The following is a 20102-nucleotide window of genomic DNA, read 5'->3' as shown; positions in this document are numbered from 1 at the left end:
CCGGACCTTGACTGAAAACGCCCGCTCCGCATATTCTGAACGAACGGTCGGTAATTTATTAGGAGCAACCATGGCATCGCAGAATCTGCAGTCAGTGCCCGCTGAGCTGTCCCCGGAAGAGCAGGAGCGGGAGGCAGCCGGACAGGCATATTTTGATCGCATCATTTCGGAGGACTCGCGCATTGAACCGCGCGACTGGATGCCGGCGGCTTACCGCAAGACTTTGCTGCGCCAGATCTCGCAGCACGCACACTCGGAAATCATCGGCATGCAGCCGGAAGCCAACTGGATCACCAGGGCACCGAGCCTGAAGCGCAAGTCCATCCTTATGGCCAAGGTCCAGGACGAGGCCGGCCACGGTCTTTACCTGTACTCGGCCGCCGAGACCCTGGGTCAGTCCCGGGACCAGATGATGGAAGACCTGATTGCCGGCAAGGCCCGGTACTCGTCCATCTTTAACTACCCCACGATTTCCTGGGCGGACATGGGAGCCATCGGCTGGCTTGTTGATGGTGCTGCCATCTGCAACCAGGTGCCCCTGTGCCGTGCCTCCTACGGTCCTTACGGTCGCGCAATGGTGCGCATCTGCAAGGAAGAATCGTTCCACCAGCGCCAGGGTTTCGAGATCCTGCTGGAGCTCGCCAACGGTACGCCTGCGCAGAAGCAGATGGCCCAGGACGCAGTGAACCGCTGGTACGCGCCGTCGCTGATGATGTTCGGCCCGCCGGATGACGATTCACCCAACTCCAAGCAGTCGATGGCCTGGAACATCAAGCGCTTCAGCAATGACGAGTTGCGCAGCCGATTCGTCGGCATGATGGTGGAGCAGGTCCGGGTCCTCGGCCTGACCCTGCCTGACAAGGACATCCGTTTCAACGAAGAAACCAAGAAGTGGGAGCACGGACCCCTGGACTGGAACGAGTTCAAGGAAGTCCTGGCCGGCCGCGGTCCCTGCAACTCGCAGCGCGTCGAGCGCCGCCGTGAGGCACACGAAAACGGTGCCTGGGTTCGCGAAGCCGCGGTGGCCTATGCCCGCAAGCAAGCACAGAAGGAAAACGCAGCATGAGCCCTCACGGTAACCCGGAAGCACCGGCCAGCGCCGCCAGTGAAATCGCCCGCGAGGCCCCCAAAGTTGCGGCCACCAACGTTGAAAGCACGACGCCGGCACCCGCCTCAGGCCCGGCCGTCACCCCGCGCGGCGCCACGGAAGAAACGCCCTGGTCCCTGTGGGAGGTCTTCGTCCGCTCCAGCCGCGGCTTGTCCCACGTGCATGCCGGTTCCTTGCACGCACCGGATGCGGCCATGGCCCTCCGGAACGCCCGCGATCTCTACACGCGCCGCAACGAAGGCGTCTCCATCTGGGTTGTTCCGGCCGAGGCGATTTCCTCCAGCGACCCTGACTCCAAAGGCTCGTTCTTTGAGTCCCCGCAGGGCAAGGATTACCGCCACGCAACGTATTACACCAAGAGCGAAGGCGTGAAGCACCTGTGAATACAAGAGACACTGACTTCGCCATTGAAGGCCACGGGGACATTTCCGTCGGCGTCCACGGGGCCGGAGCTTCCGGCGACGGTTCAGCCAGCGCCACCCGCATCACGCCGGGCAATGCACTGCGCCCCGAGGACATCGCGCTGGAAATTAGCCGCGGCCAGGTCAAGCCCACCGAGGATGTTGCAGAGTTCGCCCTGCGAATCGGCGACGACGGCCTGATCCTCGCCCAGCGTCTGGGCCACTGGATTTCCCGCGCCCCTGAGCTCGAGGAGGACATTGCCTTGGGCAATATCGCCTTGGACCAGTTGGGTCACGCACGCTCGTTTCTGACCTATGCCGGCGCCGCTTGGGGCAAGTCCGAGGACGACCTGGCCTACTTCCGCCGCGAGCACGAGTTCCGTTCCGCGCACCTCTTTGAACAGCCCAACGGCGACTTTGCGGTCACCATCGCACGGCAGTTCATTGTGAGCTACTACCAGTACGAGCTCTACACCGCGCTGACCGCCTCCACGGATGCCACCCTCGCAGCCATCTCCGCGAAGGCCGTTAAGGAAGTGGATTACCACCGCGATCACAGCGCGCAGTGGGTGCTTCGCCTTGCCGGCGGCACGGATGAGTCCCGCGCACGCATCATCCAGGGTTTCAAGCTCGTGTGGCCTTATGTGGACGAACTCTTCGAAGACGACGAGCTGACCACCCGACTGGCCGAGGCTGGTGTAGCCGTTCAACCCTCCACCCTCCGTGCCGGGTTCGATCGCCTCACCGGCCAGATCATGGCCGAAGCGGAGCTGGACATTCCCGGCGTCCCACAGTCCCTGGGCGGCGGCCGCCGTGGCAAGCACTCCGAGTTCCTGGGCTACATCCTCGCCGAAATGCAGGTCCTGGCCCGCGAACACCCGGGCGCGAGCTGGTGACCACCATGGCGACGCAGTCACGGACGCAGGAAAAGACCGCCGAGCAGCGGGCCTGGGACATCGCGTCCACGGTCTGCGATCCGGAAATCCCTGTCCTCACCATCGAGGACTTGGGGATCCTGCGCGGCGTACGGGTTGTCCCGGCGGCCGAAACAACAGACCAGCACGACGGCGGCCCCGCAAGTTCCGCCGTCGAGGTCACCATCACGCCCACGTACTCGGGCTGCCCGGCGATGGACGCCATTGGTGACGACCTGCGGACAGCCTTCGAGAAGGAAGGCTACGCGAGCGTGCGCATCAACCTGGTGTTGTCCCCGGCGTGGACCACGGACTGGATGACCGATTCCGGCAAAGCCAAACTGGAGGAATACGGGATTGCCCCGCCCAGCGGCATGGCTGCCGCGGGCGGCCACTCCGGCCCTGTCCGCCTGAGCCTTGCCGTGAAATGCCCGCAGTGTTCGTCGCTGAACACCAAGGAACTCACCCGCTTTGGTTCCACGTCCTGCAAGGCGCTGTTCGTCTGCCAGGACTGCAAGGAACCGTTCGACTACTTCAAAGTCCTCTAAGGAACTCCATGACCACCGAAACCCAGACAGCCAGCCGCCGTCGTGCGTCTTTCCATAACCTGACCGTCTCGGAAGTCCGGCGCCTGACCGACGATGCCATTGAGGTCACGTTTGGTGTTCCCGCCGAGCTTGCCGGGCAGTACGACTACCTGCCCGGCCAGTACGTGGCCCTCCGCACCACGTTGCCGGATGAGCAGGGTGAGCCGCACGAGGTCCGCCGCAGCTACTCGATCTGCGCAGAGCCGCGCAGCTTCGAGGATGGCAGCAGCGAGATCCGGGTGGCCATCAAGAAGGACCTGGGCGGCCTCTTCTCCACGTGGGCCAATGCCGAGCTGAAGGCCGGTGACGTTCTGGACGTGATGAGCCCGCAGGGTGCTTTCATTTCGCGGCACGGCAAGGACGGTTCGGCCGTTCAGCACAACGTCATGAACTCCATGAACCACCCGGAGGAGCTGGCGGGGGAGCCGGGCAACTTTGTGGCGATCGCCGCTGGCTCCGGGATTACCCCGGTCATCGCGATTGCGCGCACGCTGCTGGCGGCCAATCCGGAGACCACGTTTGACCTGGTTTACGCCAACAAAGCTGCCATGGACGTCATGTTCCTCGAAGAGCTGGCTGACCTGAAGGACAAGTACCCGTCGCGCCTGGCGCTTCACCATGTGTTGTCCCGCGAGCAGCGGATCGCGCCGCTGATGACCGGGCGTATCGATTCCGAGAAGCTGCAGGCGCTGCTCAGCAGTGCCATCCGTGCCGAGGATGTGGACGAGTGGTTCCTGTGCGGGCCGTTCGAACTGGTTCAGCTGTGCCGCGACACCCTGGCTGCCCGTGGCGTTGAGCCCGAGCACGTTCGCTTCGAGCTGTTCACCACTGGCCGTCCGGACCGGCCCGAGGGCAACGCCGGCCGCCCCGTTGTGGAGGACGAGTCGCAGGATACGTACAAGATCACTTTCACGTTGGATGGTCTGACCGGCGACGTCGCCAGTCCCACCCACGCCCGCGAATCCATCCTCAACGCTGCTTTGCGTGTCCGCCCGGACGTTCCGTTCGCGTGCGCCGGTGGTGTCTGCGGCACCTGCCGCGCCAAGCTGATCACCGGTACGGTGACCATGGATGAGAACTACGCCCTTGAACAGGACGAGCTGGATAAGGGCTACGTCCTTACCTGCCAGTCCCACCCCACCAGCGAAGAAGTTACCGTCGACTTCGACGTCTAAGGAGTCCCCATGATCGAGCTCTCCATTGCCAACGGCATTGCCGAGATTGTCCTCAATGCCCCCGAAAAGCTGAACTCGCTTAACGAGGACGCGCTGGCCGAACTGGATAAGGCGTACGACGACGCCGCTGCCGCCGCCTCACGTGGTGAGGTGCGGGCACTGCTCCTTCGCGGCGAGGGTCGTGCCTTCTGCGCGGGCCGTGACATTGCTGCCGTTACTCCCGAAACCGATGACGCCCAGGCCTACCTCGGCGGCCTCGTGGAGCCGCTGTTGAAGAAGATGGCCGCCTTCCCTGCACCCACGTTTGCTGCCGCACATGGCGCTTGCCTGGGCGTCGGGCTGGGACTGTTGTTGGCCACGGATGTTGTGTATGTGGCGGACAACGCCAAGTTCGGCTCACCCTTTGCCAAGCTGGGGGCCACGTTGGACTCGGGCGGGCACTGGTACTTCACCGAGCGCTTGGGCATGCACCGCACGCTGGACCTGATCTACACGGCCGATCTCATGTCCGGGGCCGAAGCCGTGGCACAGGGTATGTTCAGCCGGGCGATGCCAGCCGACGTTTTGCTGGACGAGACCCGCGGAATTGTGTCGCGGGTGGCCGTCGGCGCCACTGAAGCCTTCAACGCGTCGAAGGAACTTGTGGCCCATATCCGCGACCAGCGCCTGGGCCTCTGGGCTTCCATGACCGAGGAAAACGCCGAGCAGGCACGGCTGTGCAAGACCGACGACTACGCGGAGGGCTTCCGGGCATTCCAGGAGAAGCGGGCACCGGTTTTCAAGGGGTAGCCGCAGGTTCCTCCAAGGCAGTTGGGCCTAGCATTGGTCACATGATGGCTCCCCAACAAGTGCGCTCAGCGGCCGTGGTAATTAATGCGGCATCACGTCGAGGGGCTGCAGCGAGCCAACTGGCCGTGGACGCAATGAAGCAATCAGGCGTGCCGGTCCGTTCCGTGCATCCGGTGACGTCGGGCGCGGGTTTGTTCGATGCCCTGCGCCAAGTGATTTCAGAAGGACACGACCTGGTGGTGGTGGGTGGTGGTGACGGCACCGTGACCTCTGCCGCCGGACTCCTCGCCGGGACCGACGTCATACTCGGCGTCCTTCCGTTGGGCACCGCCAATGATCTGGCCCGAACGCTTGAGATACCGAGCGGTCTCTCTGAGGCCTGCGCCGTTATCGCGGACGGAAAGGTGGTGGACATTGACCTTGGCCGGGCCAATGGCGAGCCGTTCCTCAACGTCGCGTCGGTGGGGTTATCAGTAGGTGTCACGGAGGCTCTTAGTCCCCGCCTGAAGCGGCACATTGGGCCTTTGGCCTACGGCATCGCCACCGTGCGGGCTTACGCCCGGCACCGACCCTTCCGGGCGCGCCTGGAATTTCCGGACGGCGACCACGGGCCGATGGACCTCGACCACGTGCTTCAGGTGGCAGTGGGCAACGGCAAGCACTACGGCGGCGGCAACATGGTTGCTCCGATGGCGGGGATCGATGATCACACCCTGGATATTTACGCGATCTTGGCGGCACCGCTTAGAGAGCACGTCAAGATTGCACGGTTACTCAAGGATGGCAGCTTTATTGATCACGACCGGGTTCACCACCTGGCGACCCGAAGGGTCCGTTTGGTCACGGACCCGCCGATGTCCGTGAACCTCGATGGCGAAATCGCGGCGGTAACTCCCACCGAATTCAGTGTTCAGCGGAACGCCGTGCATGTCATGGTGCCGCAGGGCAGCAACAGCGCCTCGCTCGACGGACCGATGCGGGGCTGACCCATAGAGAGTACTGCCGCCGCAGGCGTCGGCGGCTTAAACTTTGAGGACACGCATTGAACGCAGTTTGCGGGGTAAGCGTGCTTCGAACGGAGATGGCCATGCTCCAGAAGATGATGTGCAAACTGAACCTCCACCACCACTGGCACGTGGAGTCGGCAGAGGATGGCAGCGGGCGTTACAGGCGCTGCACCAGGTGCGGTAAATATGATCGCGACTGGGACGGCAGCGGTTTCATGCACTGACTTTGCCGACACCCGGTTGCAGCGTGGCGGAGGGAGGCTCACTTTATAGCAAACACGAAAGCTTCCATCCGGAGACCCTGGCCGGTTGTGCCGATTGTGACGTGCTGTCCAGCGTATGAGGTTGCCTTCTGGATCCAGCCGATGTTCTGGACGTGTGCCGTTGCCCCGAGGTTGTAGCCCGGGGTCCAGAGCTCGACCGCTTCAATCGCCAGGCTCCGCCCCTGGGTCCCGAGTGTGATCTGTCTGTTACTGGTTGAAGTGCACTGGACGGCCTGCCACCCCAGTGTGGCAACGTGCGCTCGACCGCAAAACTGACGGGTGTTCACCTGATACACACGGATCGCTTCAAGCCGTAGCCCTTGCCCTACCGTTCCGCTGTTACTCGTCCACCCGACGTTCTGCACGTGAGTATAGACATGAAAATCGCCCGAGTTGTAGGCCACCGATGCCGGCGCAGAACCCATCACTGAACCAACGCTCAATGTCAGCACCGCCAGTAAGGTACTAAGTCGGCGTCGGCCGCGTCGTACAGTTTTCAGGTTGTCGCGAACTCGCATGCTTGATCCTTCGGTTAGGGGGCAAAAACAGCCAAGCGGGGTGTACCCGTCACTTCTATGAGTGACATCCAAATGCAAAACGTGACGCGCGTGGCAAAACCAGATGTGATGCAAAACTATATCCTTGAGTGATGAGTGACATAGCGCGTTCCACCATCGCTTTCGAGGGGCACTTCGCCCGGGAATTTCCGGAGCTCGCTGTTCCCTGGCGGGCGGAGGAGGCTCCCGAACCGCAGCTTTTGGCACTCAACGAGCCACTCGCCGTCGAGCTGGGTTTTGATCCTGGGTTCCTTCGGAGTCCCGAGGGTATTGGGCTGCTGACTGGTAATGCGGTCCCGGAAGAGGCAACTCCTGTGGCACAGGCCTACTCGGGCCACCAGTTCGGCTGGTATTCACCGCGGCTTGGCGATGGGCGGGCGCTCCTGCTCGGCGAAGTTGCCGGAGCTGACGGGAAACTCCGCGACATCCACCTGAAGGGCTCGGGGCGCACGCCTTTTGCGCGGAATGGGGACGGCCGTGCGGCTGTTGGACCGATGCTGCGGGAGTACATCCTCAGTGAGTCAATGCACGCCTTGCACATTCCCACTACCAGGAGCCTTGCTGTCGTAGGGACGGGACGTCAGGTTGCGCGTGAGACGCTCCTTCCTGGGGCGGTTCTGACGCGGGTTGCCAGCAGTCACTTGCGGGTGGGCAGCTTCCAATATGCCAGGGCCACGGATGACCTGGATTTGCTTCGCCGGCTTGCTGATCATGCGATCGAGCGCCACCACCCGTCGTCGGCCGGTGAAAGCAACCGCTACCTTGCACTCCTCGAGGGCGTCATTTCAGTCCAGGCGGCACTTGTGGCGCAGTGGATGCTGGTCGGGTTTGTGCATGGGGTCATGAACACGGACAACATGACAGTGTCCGGCGAAACCATAGATTATGGTCCGTGCGCCTTCATGGAAGGCTTCGATCCGGGAGCCGTGTACAGCTCCATTGACGAGATGGGACGCTACGCCTACCGTAGCCAGCCTGTTGTGGCGGAGTGGAACCTGGCCCGTTTCGCTGAGTCGATCGCGCCGCTCATTCACGAGGACGAGGAGCAGGCGGTGGCCCTTGCCGTTGAGGCGCTCAATGGGTTCCGCCAGCAGTACAGCGCTGCCTGGTTCAACGGCATGAAAGCCAAACTTGGGCTGCCGGAAGAAATTGACGACGACGTTGCCTCGCCTTTGGTGGACGACTTACTGGAGCTGGTCCAGGAGGCGCGCGCGGATTACACCTCGTTCTTCCGCAGCCTCGGGAAGGCGGCCCGTGGGCAGGTTGAGCCCGCCCGCGGGACCGTTCTTGACATGGCAGCGTTTGACGCATGGCTGGAGCGTTGGCGTGCACTCACGCCGGACGCCGACGCCATGGACAGGGTCAACCCGATCTATATTCCACGCAACCACTTGGTGGAGGAGGCGCTTGCTGCCGCGACTGAGGGTGAGATGGGCCCGGCAGAGCGGTTGCTCTCAGCCGTCTCCGACCCTTGGACGGAACATCCCGGCCTGGAAGAGTACGCCATGCCGGCGCCGGAGAGCTTCGGACCCTACCGAACCTTCTGCGGCACCTAGGGGTTAGCTCCAGGCGGCTCGGACCACCATGTCTGCGCCTGCCGCCAGATGCTGACCGGTATGCCCTGCATCAAGGACGCAGACGTCCTCTCCTTCTGGAGCACGTGTTGATACGAGGCACTCTGTGGCCCTGAAACTCAGGAGATCTACTGGAAGGGTGTCGCCGATTTTAAGATCACTCATGGTGTCCTTTTGGTTCGCCCGGGTGTCACCACTAATGCGGCCGGCCCGGTGTGGTGGAGGAGATAGTTTTCCCCTGGGACGCCGGACTTCATCAGCGGATAACTCCATACTGCCCTGATGGATGATTTCCGTCTACGTGGGACTGCCTAACTCTCAGCTGAAGTTGGAGTGGCGAACGATTGCCAGTAACTCTTCGCGCAGATTCCCCGAGTCCAACATGATGGCGGACAGCACGTTGTTCTCCAAATGGTGGGATTGTTCCAGTAGCGCCAACCCCAGATCGGTAATCGATACCAGTTGGCTGCGGCGGTCGAAGCGATTGGGCTGTCGGTGGATATAGCCCCGGGATTCCAGCCTGGACAGCAGCGGTCCCATGGTTTGCGCTTGAACGCGGACGCTTTGGGCAAGTTTCCCGGGGGCGATAGGCCCTGCCGTCGCCACGGTTTCCAGCGTCAATACTGCCGGATAGGTCAACCCCAGGGGCCGCAGCTCATCGTTCCAGGCCAGCTCCACCAGTCGTGCCGCCGTGGACAGCAGCCGGCTGGTTGGCCATAGGTCCATGTCAGGCATTCAGGCCCCCAAGGCTCTCCAAAATAGTCAGCTTACTTACTAGGCTACATCAGGCCGGTGCTGAGCTGGGGCTGCGTTGCAGTAAGTGTGTGACGGAGGGACTCGCCGTTGAGTCAGGAGAGGTCGAACGCAGAACGTCCCACGGCTCGCTCGGCACCGTGCACCTGCAGGGCGTGCCGCATGGCTTGGCGGTTGTCTTCGGCAAGTTCAGGGTGGCCGGCCACCCGATAGAGGTCCGCGGCCCACTGAAACTCATCGGCAGCGGCACGGAAACGGGCTTCGTCGAAAAGACGTCGGCCGATGTGGTGGCGAACGTAGGCCTCTTCTTCTGGTGACTGGACCGTTCGCAACGCCTTTTCGTGGAGTACGGCTGCGTCGTGCCAGCGGTACTGGCGTTGATTGACCTGCGCAAGTATCAGCAACAGCTCGCGGCGGTCAGGTGTGTGGGGCAGCAGCTTGAAGCCTTCGTCGAGGGCTTCAGTGTCCCGGCCCAACAGTGCCAAGTACCGGACGCGCTCCACCGGCGGGCACTCACCAGCCAACGCAGCTTCCACCGATTGGCGGTTGATCGCCACGTCGCGGAACGTCGTAGGGTCAGTACGCCAAAGACTCGCAGTTTCTTCCACAGTGATGTGCCCCCCACAGGCTTGTTTTGGAGCCAACTGAGTTGCAGCACTGTTCAATGGCAGGCCGCAGGAAACTCCATAATCTCATGAACGACGGGACCCGCAACCTCGTTCCACTCTGTCGGCATCAGTGGAGTTGGCTGTCCGCTGGCGTAGCCCGCCAAGAGTGAAAGGGTACGGTCAACCCTGCGCGTGTTGGTGCGCAGGTGAACGGCCCCGCGACGGCGGTCACGTCGGGTGCCAATGGCACAACCCGCACCAGTTGGAGTTCGTTGTCGCCTGAGGCCGCCCGAATGGTCAGGGCATCGCCCGAACGGCTGATTCTCATGCGGACCCGGCCGCCATTCCATTCCGGGACCGGCGCCAAGGACCAGTCAGAGAAACGGTTCGTGACCACCGCACCCAGCTGAGCGGTGCCGTCGGCGAATTCGACGCCCGCCTTGATCCAATGCTCGGCGTTGACGCGGATGAAGATGCCAGCTTGGTCGAACTGGTGGGAGAACGCAGCGGTGAACTCAACCTCCATGGCGCTGTCCTGGGGAAAAGGGGCAAGCAGCGCGTGCTCTGTGTCGTGGATAAATCCGTAGGACGTAACGCGCCAAGCATCGCTGCTTTCGGCTGCAGTCACCAGCAGGTCACCTGACTGCTCGACGACGGCGGCCGGCTGGTTGGTCCACTCGCCGCGGTTCCAGGGGATGTTGGTCAACGGCGGGCTCCTCGAGGTTGTGGCAAGTACAGTTCCACAGCTTAAGGGCTTCCGGCCTCCTTGCCCTTCAGGGACTCAGCCAATTGCGCCTCGGGACGTTGTTCGGCCGCGGCCAGGCCGGTCCGTTGACGCCCCCGACCCCATCGGGTAACGAAAAAGAGGACGAGCCCGATTGCCAAGAGGATGGCTGCTCGCAACCAGATTTCCGGGCCTTGCTGGAACAGTAAAAGGACGCAGGAGGCCAATGCCAGGTATGGAATAGCAACTGGGACGCGGAAGTGCTTGTGTTCCACTTTGTCTTTGCGCAGCACCAGAACGGCCGCGTTGGTGCTGATGAAGACGAACAGGAGAAGCAGGACCACCGTTTCGGCGAGGGAGCCGAGGTCGCCGGTGACGGTCAGTGCCATTGCCGCCAACGTGGTCACCAGAATGGCTACCCACGGGGTGCGCCGTTGGGGGAGGACCTTCCCCAACCCGGTGGGAAGCAATGATTGTTCCGCCATTCCATAGGCCAGACGACTGGCCATGATCATTGTCAGCAGGGCGCCGTTGGCTACCGCAATGAGGGCAACCAGGCCGAAGAGCCAGCCCGGAACCCCAAAACCAGTGGCCTGGACAACCTGCAGCAAAGGTCCCGAAGAACTGCTCAAATCGCTGGGCGACAGGGCTATGGACGAGGCCAAACCGATGAGAATGTAGATGGCTCCGGCGGTCACCAACGCCCCGAACAGTGCCTTGGGGTAGACGCGGTGGACGTCCCGGACCTCTTCGGCAACGTTGGCAGAGGTTTCAAAGCCCACGAACGAGTAGTACGCCAGCAGGGACGCAGCGAGTATTCCTGCTCCGGGGGATACAGCGGGGTTGAACTCAAGAACGCGGGAAGCGTCACCGTCTCCGCGGCCGAACATCAGGCCTACCAAGACGATCACCAACACCAGACCGGACACCTCGATAACAGTCATGACCACGTTTGCCCTCACGGATTCCTTGACCCCGCGTGCGTTCAGGAGTGCGATCAGCAGCAGGAAAACCAATGCGGTGGGAGTGACGGGAACGTCCAGGAGTGGCTTGAGGTAGTCCCCGGCGAAGGCGAGGCTCAAACCGGCCGCGCTGGTCACCCCGGCGGCCAACATGCTGAAGCCCACCAGGAACGAAACCACGGGCACTTTGAAAGCCCGTTCAGCAAAGACTGCCGCCCCGCCGGCCTTCGGGTACTTCGTCACGAGCTCCGCGTAGGAGGCGGCGGTGAGCATGGCCAGGAACAGGGCCAGCGCCAGGGGAATCCAGACGGCACCTCCTACTTCGCCCGCAACTTTTCCCACCAGGGCGTAGATACCCGCCCCCAATACGTCTCCGAGGATAAAAAGGAAAAGCAGCGGGCCGGTAATCGACTGCTTGAGTTTTGACGTCGTGGGCTTTGCCGGGCTGTTCATGGGACAGATAGTACAGGTAGGTAAGTAACCTTACTAAATCAGTTGATGCGTCTGGTTTTGACCCCGCGGGCGAGGCTCTCTTCAAGTCACCATGTGGATAGGCTTGGCAGAGTTCAGCCGATGGGGGGACACCGGAATGCGTCGTGGAACAAAATTGGGCTTCGCCCTGCTTGCGTTACTCACGCTTACAGCCGCGGGCTGCGACGAGCGGCCATTTACCCGTGACTATGCCCGGTCCGTTCCAAACTCCGCTATTCAGGTCGGCGAGAAGACGGACAGGACCTGGGAGTACGTGGACCGGGACGGCGTATCGAGAGGACTCAACACCTGCGAAGATTTGAGCCCTTGGAACGGAACCTACAGCTGCAAGTCCCCTGACGGCACAGTGGAACTAACCTTCAGTGTGTCCAAACGCATGCGGAATCCTACGCTTCATATCGGCGACGAACAGGTGCCTCTGTACTGCATTAACAACGGATTTTGGGGCGACGGACTGAGGTTCTGTATACCGGCGTCGGACCCTGCCGTCCCGCCGCAGCCGGTTCCTCGCCGCGACTAGTGCCAACGCGGCTGAGAAGCCAAGCGTCGACGGCGGCTGGCCGCCGTGTGGTCGGCCGCCCTTGGTGGATATCCTCGCCAAGGACCTCCCGCGTGATTGTGGTGGAACCGTTTGGGTACGTCCTCCGCCTGGTGGCCGCAGCCGGCGACGGGTATGGCGACGCCTACTCGGATTACGCCCGTGAGCAGATGCAGATGCAGATGCTGACGCAGTGGAACTCCATTTCCTCCACATATCTGAACGAGATGACCCACGTCCGCACCAACTTTGAGCACGCGCTGGGGACCGGCTTCGCAGGGGAGTTGCCCTTGCTCCTGTTCGTGGTATCGGACAATACGAAAACTCCGGAGTGGCTGGCGTTGCATCGGAGGCAGGCCTCGAGCGTTGCCGATGGCACCGTGGTGCAGCTCCCGGGGGGCACTACCTCCATCACACTCATGCTACGGAGATCGCTGATGTGTTTCGGGAGTGGGCTGCCACCCGCACAAAGTAGGCGGGCGGGCTGGAATGAAAGTGTCCCGCCTGATGGGGGACCAGGCGGGACTCATCAACCATAGCCTCGCTAGCTGGTAGTTCGCCGGGTGCCCTTGCCCTCGTCCCGCGGGGGCTCTGAGCGTACGCTGGCCCTATGGAGTCCGAGGTCAGGAGGGTCGCCTTGCGCACCGGTATCAGCGTCCCCTGTTTCGTACAAGGTGGCCTTGAACATTCAGTCGACGACGGCGGCACGCCCTTACTCTTGTTGCACGCCTGGAGCGAGTCCTGGCGCAGTTTCGAGCGGCTGATTGCCTCGGTTCCGGATGCAGTTGTTGTGGCACCGGATCTTCGTGGGCACGGTCTTGCCGAGAAACCTCCCAGAGGCTATTCGCTGATGGAGGTGGCCGAAGACGTGGTGGCTCTGTTTGATGCCTTGGGTCTTGTGCGGGCCCACGTGGTGGGTTCTTCCAGCGGGGGATATGTTGCCCAACAACTAGCCGTGATGCATCCGGAACGGGTGGCTTCGCTGATTTTGGTGGGGGCACCGTTGAGCCTTCACGGGAAGCCGGCGTTCGCCGCCGAAATGGATTCGCTGACTGATCCGATTTCAGAGGAGTGGGTGCGCGGTTCTTTGTCCTGGTACCGGCTGCTGCACACGGTTCCTGCTTCCTACATTGAAGACCGGGTGCAGGACGGTCTGGCCATGCCGGCGTCGATTTGGAAGGAGTCGCTGCGAGGCTACTACGAAGCGGAGCCGCCGACGGAAGCAGGCACCATCTCAGCACCTGCCTTGATTCTCTGGGGCGCCCACGACCATCTGGTTCCGCGGCATCACCAGGAGACCCTCGCCAGCCGCATTCCGGGATCGCGCCTCAAGATCTATGAGGAGACCGGTCACCTGGTGTTGTGGGAGTGCCCGGAGCGGGTGGCGGGGGATGTGCGGGAGTTTCTGGGTGGTGTGAGGGGCGGCTGGTCCTGATCGTTTCCAGGGCCAGCCGCCGTTTACCTCCGATGGCTAAGTGCGTTAGAGGATGGCCGTCATGACGTTCCAGCCGGTGCCCACCTTTGTGGCCGTGGGCCAGGCTGCGCCCCCGCTACCTGCGTAGAGCCACAGCTCGCCGGCCGCGTTGCGCGCCAGGATGTCGGCCTTACCGTCGCCGTTGAAGTCACCAGGTCCAACCAGGGAGTTCATGACGTTCCAGCCCTGGCCGATCTGCTGCGTCGGGAGCCAACCATTTCCGTTGCGGTAAAGCTGGAGTGCGCCGGCCGCGTCGCGAGCAACAATGTCAGGAGTGCTGTCCATGTTGAAGTCTCCTACGCCTGTAATTTCGGACATCCCATTCCAGCCAAAACCTGCATAATAGCGAGGCAGCCAACCGCCGTTCCCGTCGCCGCGATAGACAAATAGCCAGCCTTCGCTGGAACGCGCAACAATATCGACAAACTTGTCGTCGCTAAACTGACCGATGCCCTCAATTGCCGTCATGCTCTCCCATCCACTGCCGACCTGGACGCGTGGAAGCCAACCACTCGAGCCGTTACCCGGGTAGAGCCAAAGCAGTCCGCTTCCATCGCGGGCCAAAACATCTGCATTACCGTCACCATTGAAATCTCCGGGTGCGACGATGGCTGTCATGATGTTCCAGCCTTGTCCTACCTGCTTACGGGGAAGCCACCCACCTGAACCGTCGCCGGGGTAGAGCCACAGCAATCCGGCCGAGTCCCTGGCGATGACGTCCGCCGTGCGGTCTCCGTTGTAGTCGTTCTTGACGGGCGGTTGTGTATTCCCATCAATGACGGATATGTGGTTATTGACCACAGTGTAGACCTTGTTGTTGGTCGGATTTACGGCAGCCATGAGCCATCTGTCAAGCCTGAGCGTCGTAGTGTCGTTGTTCTGACCATCAATGACTGTGGTGCCGCGGTCAGCCATCGAAACATAGATTTTGTTATTCGTCGGGTTCACCACGATTTTCTTCACCCGCGTAGGCGTGGGGATATTTGCTGTCTCCATCATGGTGGTCCCATCGACCACTCGGACGGATCCAGCATTAAAAGCAGCAGCCGAACCGATGTAGAGCTTGTCTGTCGCCGGATTCAGGGCCCAGCTCTCCAAGGGGCCGTCCCAAGATAGCGTGGCGGTGACGGTGTCGCTGACGCCATCGATCACTTTGAGGCTGGAACCGGATATCGTCTTGGTTGCGATGTAGATCTTATTTTTCACCGGATTCACTGCCCAGTTAAGGACGTCAATTCCGTCGATGTTCACAGTTGAGGTGATATTTCCAGATGCACCAATGACCTGTACGCCGGCGTTGGTGAGTACGTATGCCTTATTTGAGACTGGATTGACAATGGTCCTACCACGGCCCGCGGAACCCGCCACGAGATTGGAGGTATTGGTGTCTCCATCCAGCACCGTGATCCCTGCGTCCGTGCTGACGTAGGCTTTATTGGCCTTCTCGTTCACAGCGATATCACCGACGTATGAATCGAACGGAATTAGGGTGGATTGCTGAGTCCCTTCATCGATCACTACAAGGGCATTTCTCTCCATCATCGATGCGTCAGAACTTGCGACGTAGAGTCTGTTCGTCGCCGAGTTGACGGCCAACACCCCAGGCGAGTCACCCACCCACTTCACCTGACTCGAGCCGCGGTCTTTGACCCTGAGCACGGCGCCATCTGACCTTATGTACGCTGTGTCTGTTGTGGAGTTGAGTGCGATGGATGCGGCCTCACCCTCAATGTGGAAATCATCCCCAACAACGTCGGCCGCGGCCGGCGCCGCCGTGGTTCCCAGGGACAAAGCCACCGCCAGGCCGGTGGCGACAAACGAAGCCGCCGCCCGGCGCCGTCGTCGTTGGTTTGATTCTCTAAAGGCGCGCGGTTTATCCAGACCAACAGACATGGTGTCCCCCATAAGTCGTGACGCTCAACGGCGTCGGTGTTCGAATTCTATAGCGGATACACCAACGGCCAATCCTGATCGGATCAGGATTGGCCGTTGATGGTAGTTCCGCGTGGAGCCGACTACAGAATGGCAGTCATGCCGTTCCAGCCTGAGCCCACTTTGCTCGAGGTGGGCCACGATGCTCCGCCGTTGCCCGCATAGAGCCACAGCTCGCCTGCAGCGTTGCGGGCGAGAATATCGGCCCTGCCGTCGCCGTTGAAGTCGCCGGGACCAACAAGTGAATTCATGCTGTTCCAACCCTGTCCAATGGTCTGCTTTGGGAGCCAGCTTCCATAGCCGTTCGGCGGGTAGAGAAACAGGGTTCCGGCGCCGTCGCGGGCTACGAGATCAGAGACCCCGTCACCGTTGAAGTCGGCTACGCCAGTAATCTCGGACATTCCGGTCCAGCCGGAACCGGCCCACATCCGGGGCAACCAACCGCCCTTGCCATCGCCGCGATATACCCAGAGCGCACCATCGCGGGCACGAGCTACGACATCAGCGAATCCGTCACCATGAAAGTCAATTGCCTCAATTGCGCTCATGCCCTCCCAGCCGCTGCCGACCTGCACACGTGCGAGCCAGCTGCCGGAGCCGTTGCCTGGGTAGAGCCACAACACTCCGCCTCCGTCACGAGCCAGGACATCGGCATTGCCGTCTCCGTTGAAGTCACCGGGAGCCACGAGGGCGTTCATGACGTTCCAGCCCTGTCCCACCTGGAGGCGCGGCAGCCAGCCGCCGGAGCCATCGCCGGGGTAGAGCCAGAGCACCCCCGCAGCATCTCTGGCCAAGATGTCGGCCTTGAGATCTCCATTGAAGTCGTTCTTGACGGGATGTTCCGCATTTCCGTCAATGATGCCCACAGAATCACTCTCGGAGTTGACCACGTAAACCTTGTTGTTGGACGTGTTCACGACTGCAGCGTCGGGTTCCTGGCCCGTATAAAGCGCTCTGCTGGTGTTGTTTCGGCCATCAATGATGGTGGTTCCACGGCCAGTCATGGTGGCGTAGATCTTGTTGTTGGACGGGTTTACCACGATGCTGCGAGCCCGGGTAGCCGTGACTATGTGCGCAGTTTCCGTCAGGGTGGCGCCGTCGATCACCTTGATGGATCCGTCGCTGTTCCAGGTACCAGATTCGACGTAGATCTTGTCGGTGGCGGGGTTCACCGCCAAAGTTCCGAGCGGGCCTTCGGATGCCATGGAGCCCGTGATCTTGTCAGTGGCACCGTCGATGACCTTGACGCTGGATCCATACTTTGGTGTCGTCGTGACGTAGATTTTGTTCTTTGACGGATTGATCGCTATAGCGCCGATGCCACCCGCACCCACGGACACAGTTGACGTGATCTTTCCGCTGGCGTCGATGACTTTCACAGTCCCGGCGGAAAGAGCGTAGGCCTTGTTGGTGGCGGTATTGACTGCAATGTCTTGCGCACCGGCGGAGTTCAGGATCGGAGTGGCCACGTTTGTAGCGCCATCGATGATCTTGAGGCCATTTGCAGTGCTGACATAGACCTTATTGGTCTTTTCGTTTACCGCAATGACGTCTGCATTAGCGCCAACTGAGACGGTGATGGCTGCGTGGGTCACGCCGTCAACTACTGCGACCGAACTGGAATCGCTGACGTAGATCTTGTTCGTCGCCGAGTTTACAGCGATGCGCGACGACAAGACATCGGGCTGATACACATTCGCCGTGCCACCCCCGCCGATGCTGTAAATGCCGCCTAAAGTCGACACGTAAGCTGTGTCGGTTACCGAATTCACGGCTATATTGGAAGGCTGCTCACCCACTAGGACAGCGTCCTTGACAGTGTCAGCCGTTGCCGGCGCGGTAGCCGCTCCCAACACCAGTGCCAGCGTCAAGGCGGCGGTGCCGAGCCCAGAGACTGCATGCCATCGTCGTATGCCAACCGGCCCGCACGCGCGCGAACCACACAAAACATTACTCAAAAAATCCCCCGGAAGTCGTGACGCTGAAGCGCGTCTTTACGGGCATTCTATAGCCCGTATGCCATCGCGGATGAATACTACCGATGACGATCGAATGGCGTGGGGCGGGCGGCTTGAAGCCTTAGAGGCTCGGCGGGTGTCAGGGCCAAAGCAAGGGACAACCATTAGAGATTGTGATGAAAAAAGTAGCAAGATATATGCGAGAATCACAAATTCCAGGTGTGAAAAGCTTCTTGGCATTTCTTTCTATTGCCAGTGGAGACCTTGGACGTTACGGTGTGATCACCATCGCTGCATCGTGTTCTACTACTGGGGGCATTACATGAAACGTTCTATGGTCGCTTTTGCGGGCGCTCTTGCGCTTGCGCTTACGGGCGGCGCCACCTCTTCGGCCTTTGCCACTACAAGCATTACGCCGGCACAAATCACTACTGGATTTGCGGGATCCGCATACGGGTCATACATTTTCAACACGGACAAGACACTGACTTCCGGTCCAACTGCCAGTGCGAGCATTGCCTGCACGGGTGCTACTGGTAAGACGGCCTCCAACAACGTCAGCGGGCTTAACGTCCCCGCTGTTGGAACTGTCGGCAATGCAACCACGACTGTCAAGACAGTGCTCACCACGACAAGTAAACGTATTGAGGGGAAGTCGACCGTAGCTGGGGCGAACCTGCTGGGTGGTCTCATCACCGCAGGTGCCATCACCTCTGAAAGCACCGCAGAGAAGAACACCGCAGGTGCTTTTGCCGGGACAAACCAAACAACTATCGCCGACCTCAAAGTGTTGGGCATTGCTGTAAACGCCAACCCGGCAGCCAATACTGTTATTGATCTTAAAGTCCCGCTTCTGGGTTCGGTAGGAAAAGTTACACTGAACGGCCAAGAGAAGCGCTTGGTTGGCACCACCTACCAAGTCTCTACCACAGCATTACGGGTGGAGATTCTGAAAGCCGGGCTACTTGGTCTGAAGGTTGGTACAGACATCCGCCTCGGGGTAAGCAACGTCAAGTTGACGCCACCGCAGACCGGTTATCTCGCGGGGACAGGTTATGGCACAAGGGCTACCCTGGCATCCGGTCTCATAGGGTCCGGCCCCACTGCACTGGCGTCCGTTAAATGCGCGGGAGGAACGACGACGGCGAATGTGGCCGCAGTCAACATCCCTGGTGCGGTCTCGGCTGGAGCTTCCGTGACGACAGCTACAGGCGTTTTGACGCCTGAGGCAAAGAGCACTGTGGTCAATACCATCGGCGGAGTCAATGTTCTGAACGGCGTCATACAGGTTGACGCGATCAAGGCAGAAACCAGCGCAAGTCGTGCTCCGAGTGGGGGTGCCGTGAAGCTGACGGACACGTCGACATTCACGAATCTCAGGATCGCTGGGTTGCCGGCAATAAACGCTTCAGTTGCCCCGAATACAGTCATTCAGGTACCGGGGCTGGGCCAAGTCACTCTACATAAGGTCAGCAAGTCATCGACCACGATAATCGTCACAATGGTCGAGATCGTCCTTAGCCAAGCGCTGGGCACCCTACCTACAGGGTCCAAAATCCAAATCGGGTACTCCAACTCAAGCGTTGGAGCCTAAGCCTCGTAGTTCTCTGATCTACCTAAACCCATTAAGTCCCGCCAACGTCAAGTTGGCGGGACTTTATGGTGGGAACTAAAGCCCGCCCGACACTCCGGGCCTCGCTGGCGAGTCAGGGTCACCACAAGAGCTGGGCGCCCCTAAAGCACGAGTGACAAGTGGGTCCGTGGCGCCGCATCGGATAGTGTCGTCTGCGGGCCAAGTGCCCACGACCTGTACTGCTACCCCCAGGAGAATTCCACAGTTATGAGACGCGCACTCTCCGCTGCCCTGATCACACTCGCTTTGGCTGGGTGCTCCGCCCCGAGCCAGTCCGAGCCCCAGCCTACGACTACGGAGTCCAAACCAGCAGTCCCCAAGGTGACGGAAGAACAGAGCGCTGACCTCTTGAAGCGCATTTCTCCAGTGGCTCCGAAATTCACGCAGGAAGAGATCGCAACCAATTCCCGCTATGTCTGCGCCGCCATCCTGCAAGGCGGCAGCGACAAAGCGCTGGTGGCTACTGTGGTCAAGCATTTCAACCGTGCAGACGATCCCATAGCGGATACCGAGGCGGCCGGAGTTGTGGAAGCAATTCGAGCCAACGGGTTCTGCAAAGAGAATGTCGCATCCTAACGATTAGTGCCCGCTCCGTTTCCGTTCGAATAGCTCCTGCGTCATGGCCATACTCTGAATGGGAACGGTGCTCAGCT

Annotated in this window: 20 protein-coding genes; 12 read left to right on the top strand and 8 right to left on the bottom strand. The window is 60.9% G+C overall.

The genetic code is table 11. The features are described 5' to 3' along the window. The first annotated feature begins 70 nt into the window (after positions 1–70). The 7 genes from paaA to ABIE35_RS01870 are packed head-to-tail and all read left to right on the top strand — an operon-like array spanning position 71 to position 5960. Positions 71–1066 carry a 1,2-phenylacetyl-CoA epoxidase subunit PaaA gene (gene paaA, locus ABIE35_RS01900; RefSeq protein ID WP_089596004.1) on the top strand — a complete coding sequence of 332 codons (996 nt, stop codon included), beginning with the start codon at positions 71–73 and terminating at the stop codon, positions 1064–1066. Continuing rightward, the gene (paaB, locus tag ABIE35_RS01895; protein WP_354512182.1) at positions 1063–1491 is read left to right on the top strand and encodes a 1,2-phenylacetyl-CoA epoxidase subunit PaaB; all 429 of its coding nucleotides are present in this window, start codon (positions 1063–1065) and stop codon (positions 1489–1491) included. The genes paaA and paaB overlap by 4 nt, the downstream gene beginning before the upstream one ends. Continuing rightward, entirely contained in the window at positions 1488–2405 is a 918-nt protein-coding gene (gene paaC, locus ABIE35_RS01890) for a 1,2-phenylacetyl-CoA epoxidase subunit PaaC (protein WP_354512181.1), read from the top strand. Before paaB ends, paaC begins: the two co-directional genes overlap by 4 nt. 5 nt (positions 2406–2410) lie before the next feature. Then, on the top strand, positions 2411–2971 hold the full coding sequence (paaD, locus tag ABIE35_RS01885) for a 1,2-phenylacetyl-CoA epoxidase subunit PaaD (protein WP_354512180.1): 561 nt from the start codon (positions 2411–2413) through the stop codon (positions 2969–2971). Between the two features lie 8 nt (positions 2972–2979). Further along, a complete protein-coding gene (gene paaE, locus ABIE35_RS01880; protein WP_354512179.1) occupies positions 2980–4185 on the top strand; it encodes a 1,2-phenylacetyl-CoA epoxidase subunit PaaE in 1206 nt (401 codons plus the stop codon). 9 nt (positions 4186–4194) lie between these two features. Beyond that, positions 4195–4974: an enoyl-CoA hydratase/isomerase family protein gene (locus ABIE35_RS01875; protein WP_354512178.1), complete on the top strand. Its 780-nt coding sequence runs from the start codon at positions 4195–4197 to the stop codon at positions 4972–4974. Positions 4975–5015: 41 nt separating this feature from the next. Beyond that, positions 5016–5960 carry a lipid kinase gene (locus ABIE35_RS01870; RefSeq protein ID WP_354512177.1) on the top strand — a complete coding sequence of 315 codons (945 nt, stop codon included), beginning with the start codon at positions 5016–5018 and terminating at the stop codon, positions 5958–5960. Between the two features lie 283 nt (positions 5961–6243). Here ABIE35_RS01870 and ABIE35_RS01865 read toward each other — a convergent pair whose 3' ends face one another. Further along, complete coding sequence (locus tag ABIE35_RS01865) at positions 6244–6669, bottom strand: hypothetical protein (protein WP_354512350.1); 426 nt, start codon at positions 6667–6669, stop codon at positions 6244–6246. Between the two features lie 224 nt (positions 6670–6893). On the opposite strand from ABIE35_RS01865, the gene ABIE35_RS01860 reads away from it, so the two are divergent. Beyond that, positions 6894–8357, top strand: coding sequence for a protein adenylyltransferase SelO (locus tag ABIE35_RS01860; RefSeq protein ID WP_354512176.1), 1464 nt, complete (start codon positions 6894–6896; stop codon positions 8355–8357). A gap of 3 nt (positions 8358–8360) precedes the next feature. Here the strand turns inward: ABIE35_RS01860 and ABIE35_RS01855 are convergent, their stop codons facing one another. From ABIE35_RS01855 to ABIE35_RS01835, 5 genes are all read right to left on the bottom strand, one after another. Then, positions 8361–8540, bottom strand: coding sequence for a hypothetical protein (locus tag ABIE35_RS01855; protein ID WP_354512175.1), 180 nt, complete (start codon positions 8538–8540; stop codon positions 8361–8363). A 153-nt stretch (positions 8541–8693) separates the two neighbouring features. Beyond that, complete coding sequence (locus ABIE35_RS01850) at positions 8694–9110, bottom strand: MarR family winged helix-turn-helix transcriptional regulator (protein ID WP_354512174.1); 417 nt, start codon at positions 9108–9110, stop codon at positions 8694–8696. 113 nt (positions 9111–9223) lie between these two features. Next, positions 9224–9736, bottom strand: a complete 513-nt coding sequence (locus ABIE35_RS01845; protein ID WP_354512173.1) for a hypothetical protein — start codon at positions 9734–9736, stop codon at positions 9224–9226. Between the two features lie 127 nt (positions 9737–9863). After that, positions 9864–10442 (bottom strand): DUF1349 domain-containing protein, encoded by a 579-nt coding sequence (locus ABIE35_RS01840; RefSeq protein ID WP_354512172.1) that lies wholly within the window; start codon positions 10440–10442, stop codon positions 9864–9866. A gap of 41 nt (positions 10443–10483) precedes the next feature. Next, on the bottom strand, positions 10484–11875 hold the full coding sequence (locus ABIE35_RS01835) for an APC family permease (protein ID WP_354512171.1): 1392 nt from the start codon (positions 11873–11875) through the stop codon (positions 10484–10486). Positions 11876–12526: 651 nt separating this feature from the next. On the opposite strand from ABIE35_RS01835, the gene ABIE35_RS01830 reads away from it, so the two are divergent. Next, positions 12527–12991, top strand: coding sequence for a hypothetical protein (locus ABIE35_RS01830; RefSeq protein WP_354512170.1), 465 nt, complete (start codon positions 12527–12529; stop codon positions 12989–12991). A gap of 71 nt (positions 12992–13062) precedes the next feature. Then, complete coding sequence (locus ABIE35_RS01825) at positions 13063–13887, top strand: alpha/beta fold hydrolase (RefSeq protein ID WP_354512169.1); 825 nt, start codon at positions 13063–13065, stop codon at positions 13885–13887. A gap of 45 nt (positions 13888–13932) precedes the next feature. On the opposite strand, the gene ABIE35_RS01820 is transcribed toward ABIE35_RS01825, so the two are convergent. Further along, positions 13933–15819, bottom strand: a complete 1887-nt coding sequence (locus ABIE35_RS01820; protein ID WP_354512168.1) for an FG-GAP-like repeat-containing protein — start codon at positions 15817–15819, stop codon at positions 13933–13935. A 122-nt stretch (positions 15820–15941) separates the two neighbouring features. After that, positions 15942–17603: an FG-GAP-like repeat-containing protein gene (locus ABIE35_RS01815; RefSeq protein ID WP_354512167.1), complete on the bottom strand. Its 1662-nt coding sequence runs from the start codon at positions 17601–17603 to the stop codon at positions 15942–15944. 283 nt (positions 17604–17886) lie between these two features. Between ABIE35_RS01815 and ABIE35_RS01810 the strand changes: the two genes are divergently transcribed. Next, complete coding sequence (locus tag ABIE35_RS01810) at positions 17887–19410, top strand: choice-of-anchor P family protein (RefSeq protein ID WP_354512166.1); 1524 nt, start codon at positions 17887–17889, stop codon at positions 19408–19410. Between the two features lie 246 nt (positions 19411–19656). Then, positions 19657–20025 carry a lipoprotein gene (locus ABIE35_RS01805; protein WP_354512165.1) on the top strand — a complete coding sequence of 123 codons (369 nt, stop codon included), beginning with the start codon at positions 19657–19659 and terminating at the stop codon, positions 20023–20025. The last annotated feature ends 77 nt before the right edge of the window (positions 20026–20102 follow it).

Origin of the sequence: Paenarthrobacter sp. 4246, from assembly GCF_040546855.1 — a bacterium.
Taxonomy (GTDB): domain Bacteria; phylum Actinomycetota; class Actinomycetes; order Actinomycetales; family Micrococcaceae; genus Arthrobacter.
This window is presented reverse-complemented; position numbering and strand designations above follow the sequence as displayed.

Excerpts from the sequence above, each read along its gene's own strand:
- paaA (WP_089596004.1), top strand. The coding sequence starts at position 71 with ATGGCATCGCAGAATCTGCAGTCAGTGCCCGCTGAGCTGTCCCCGGAA.
- paaB (WP_354512182.1), top strand. The coding sequence starts at position 1,063 with ATGAGCCCTCACGGTAACCCGGAAGCACCGGCCAGCGCCGCCAGTGAA.
- paaD (WP_354512180.1), top strand. The coding sequence starts at position 2,411 with ATGGCGACGCAGTCACGGACGCAGGAAAAGACCGCCGAGCAGCGGGCC.
- paaE (WP_354512179.1), top strand. The coding sequence starts at position 2,980 with ATGACCACCGAAACCCAGACAGCCAGCCGCCGTCGTGCGTCTTTCCAT.
- ABIE35_RS01875 (WP_354512178.1), top strand. The coding sequence starts at position 4,195 with ATGATCGAGCTCTCCATTGCCAACGGCATTGCCGAGATTGTCCTCAAT.
- ABIE35_RS01870 (WP_354512177.1), top strand. The coding sequence starts at position 5,016 with ATGATGGCTCCCCAACAAGTGCGCTCAGCGGCCGTGGTAATTAATGCG.
- ABIE35_RS01865 (WP_354512350.1), bottom strand. The coding sequence starts at position 6,669 with ATGGGTTCTGCGCCGGCATCGGTGGCCTACAACTCGGGCGATTTTCAT.
- ABIE35_RS01860 (WP_354512176.1), top strand. The coding sequence starts at position 6,894 with ATGAGTGACATAGCGCGTTCCACCATCGCTTTCGAGGGGCACTTCGCC.
- ABIE35_RS01855 (WP_354512175.1), bottom strand. The coding sequence starts at position 8,540 with ATGAGTGATCTTAAAATCGGCGACACCCTTCCAGTAGATCTCCTGAGT.
- ABIE35_RS01850 (WP_354512174.1), bottom strand. The coding sequence starts at position 9,110 with ATGCCTGACATGGACCTATGGCCAACCAGCCGGCTGCTGTCCACGGCG.
- ABIE35_RS01835 (WP_354512171.1), bottom strand. The coding sequence starts at position 11,875 with ATGAACAGCCCGGCAAAGCCCACGACGTCAAAACTCAAGCAGTCGATT.
- ABIE35_RS01825 (WP_354512169.1), top strand. The coding sequence starts at position 13,063 with ATGGAGTCCGAGGTCAGGAGGGTCGCCTTGCGCACCGGTATCAGCGTC.
- ABIE35_RS01820 (WP_354512168.1), bottom strand. The coding sequence starts at position 15,819 with ATGTCTGTTGGTCTGGATAAACCGCGCGCCTTTAGAGAATCAAACCAA.
- ABIE35_RS01810 (WP_354512166.1), top strand. The coding sequence starts at position 17,887 with ATGAATACTACCGATGACGATCGAATGGCGTGGGGCGGGCGGCTTGAA.
- ABIE35_RS01805 (WP_354512165.1), top strand. The coding sequence starts at position 19,657 with ATGAGACGCGCACTCTCCGCTGCCCTGATCACACTCGCTTTGGCTGGG.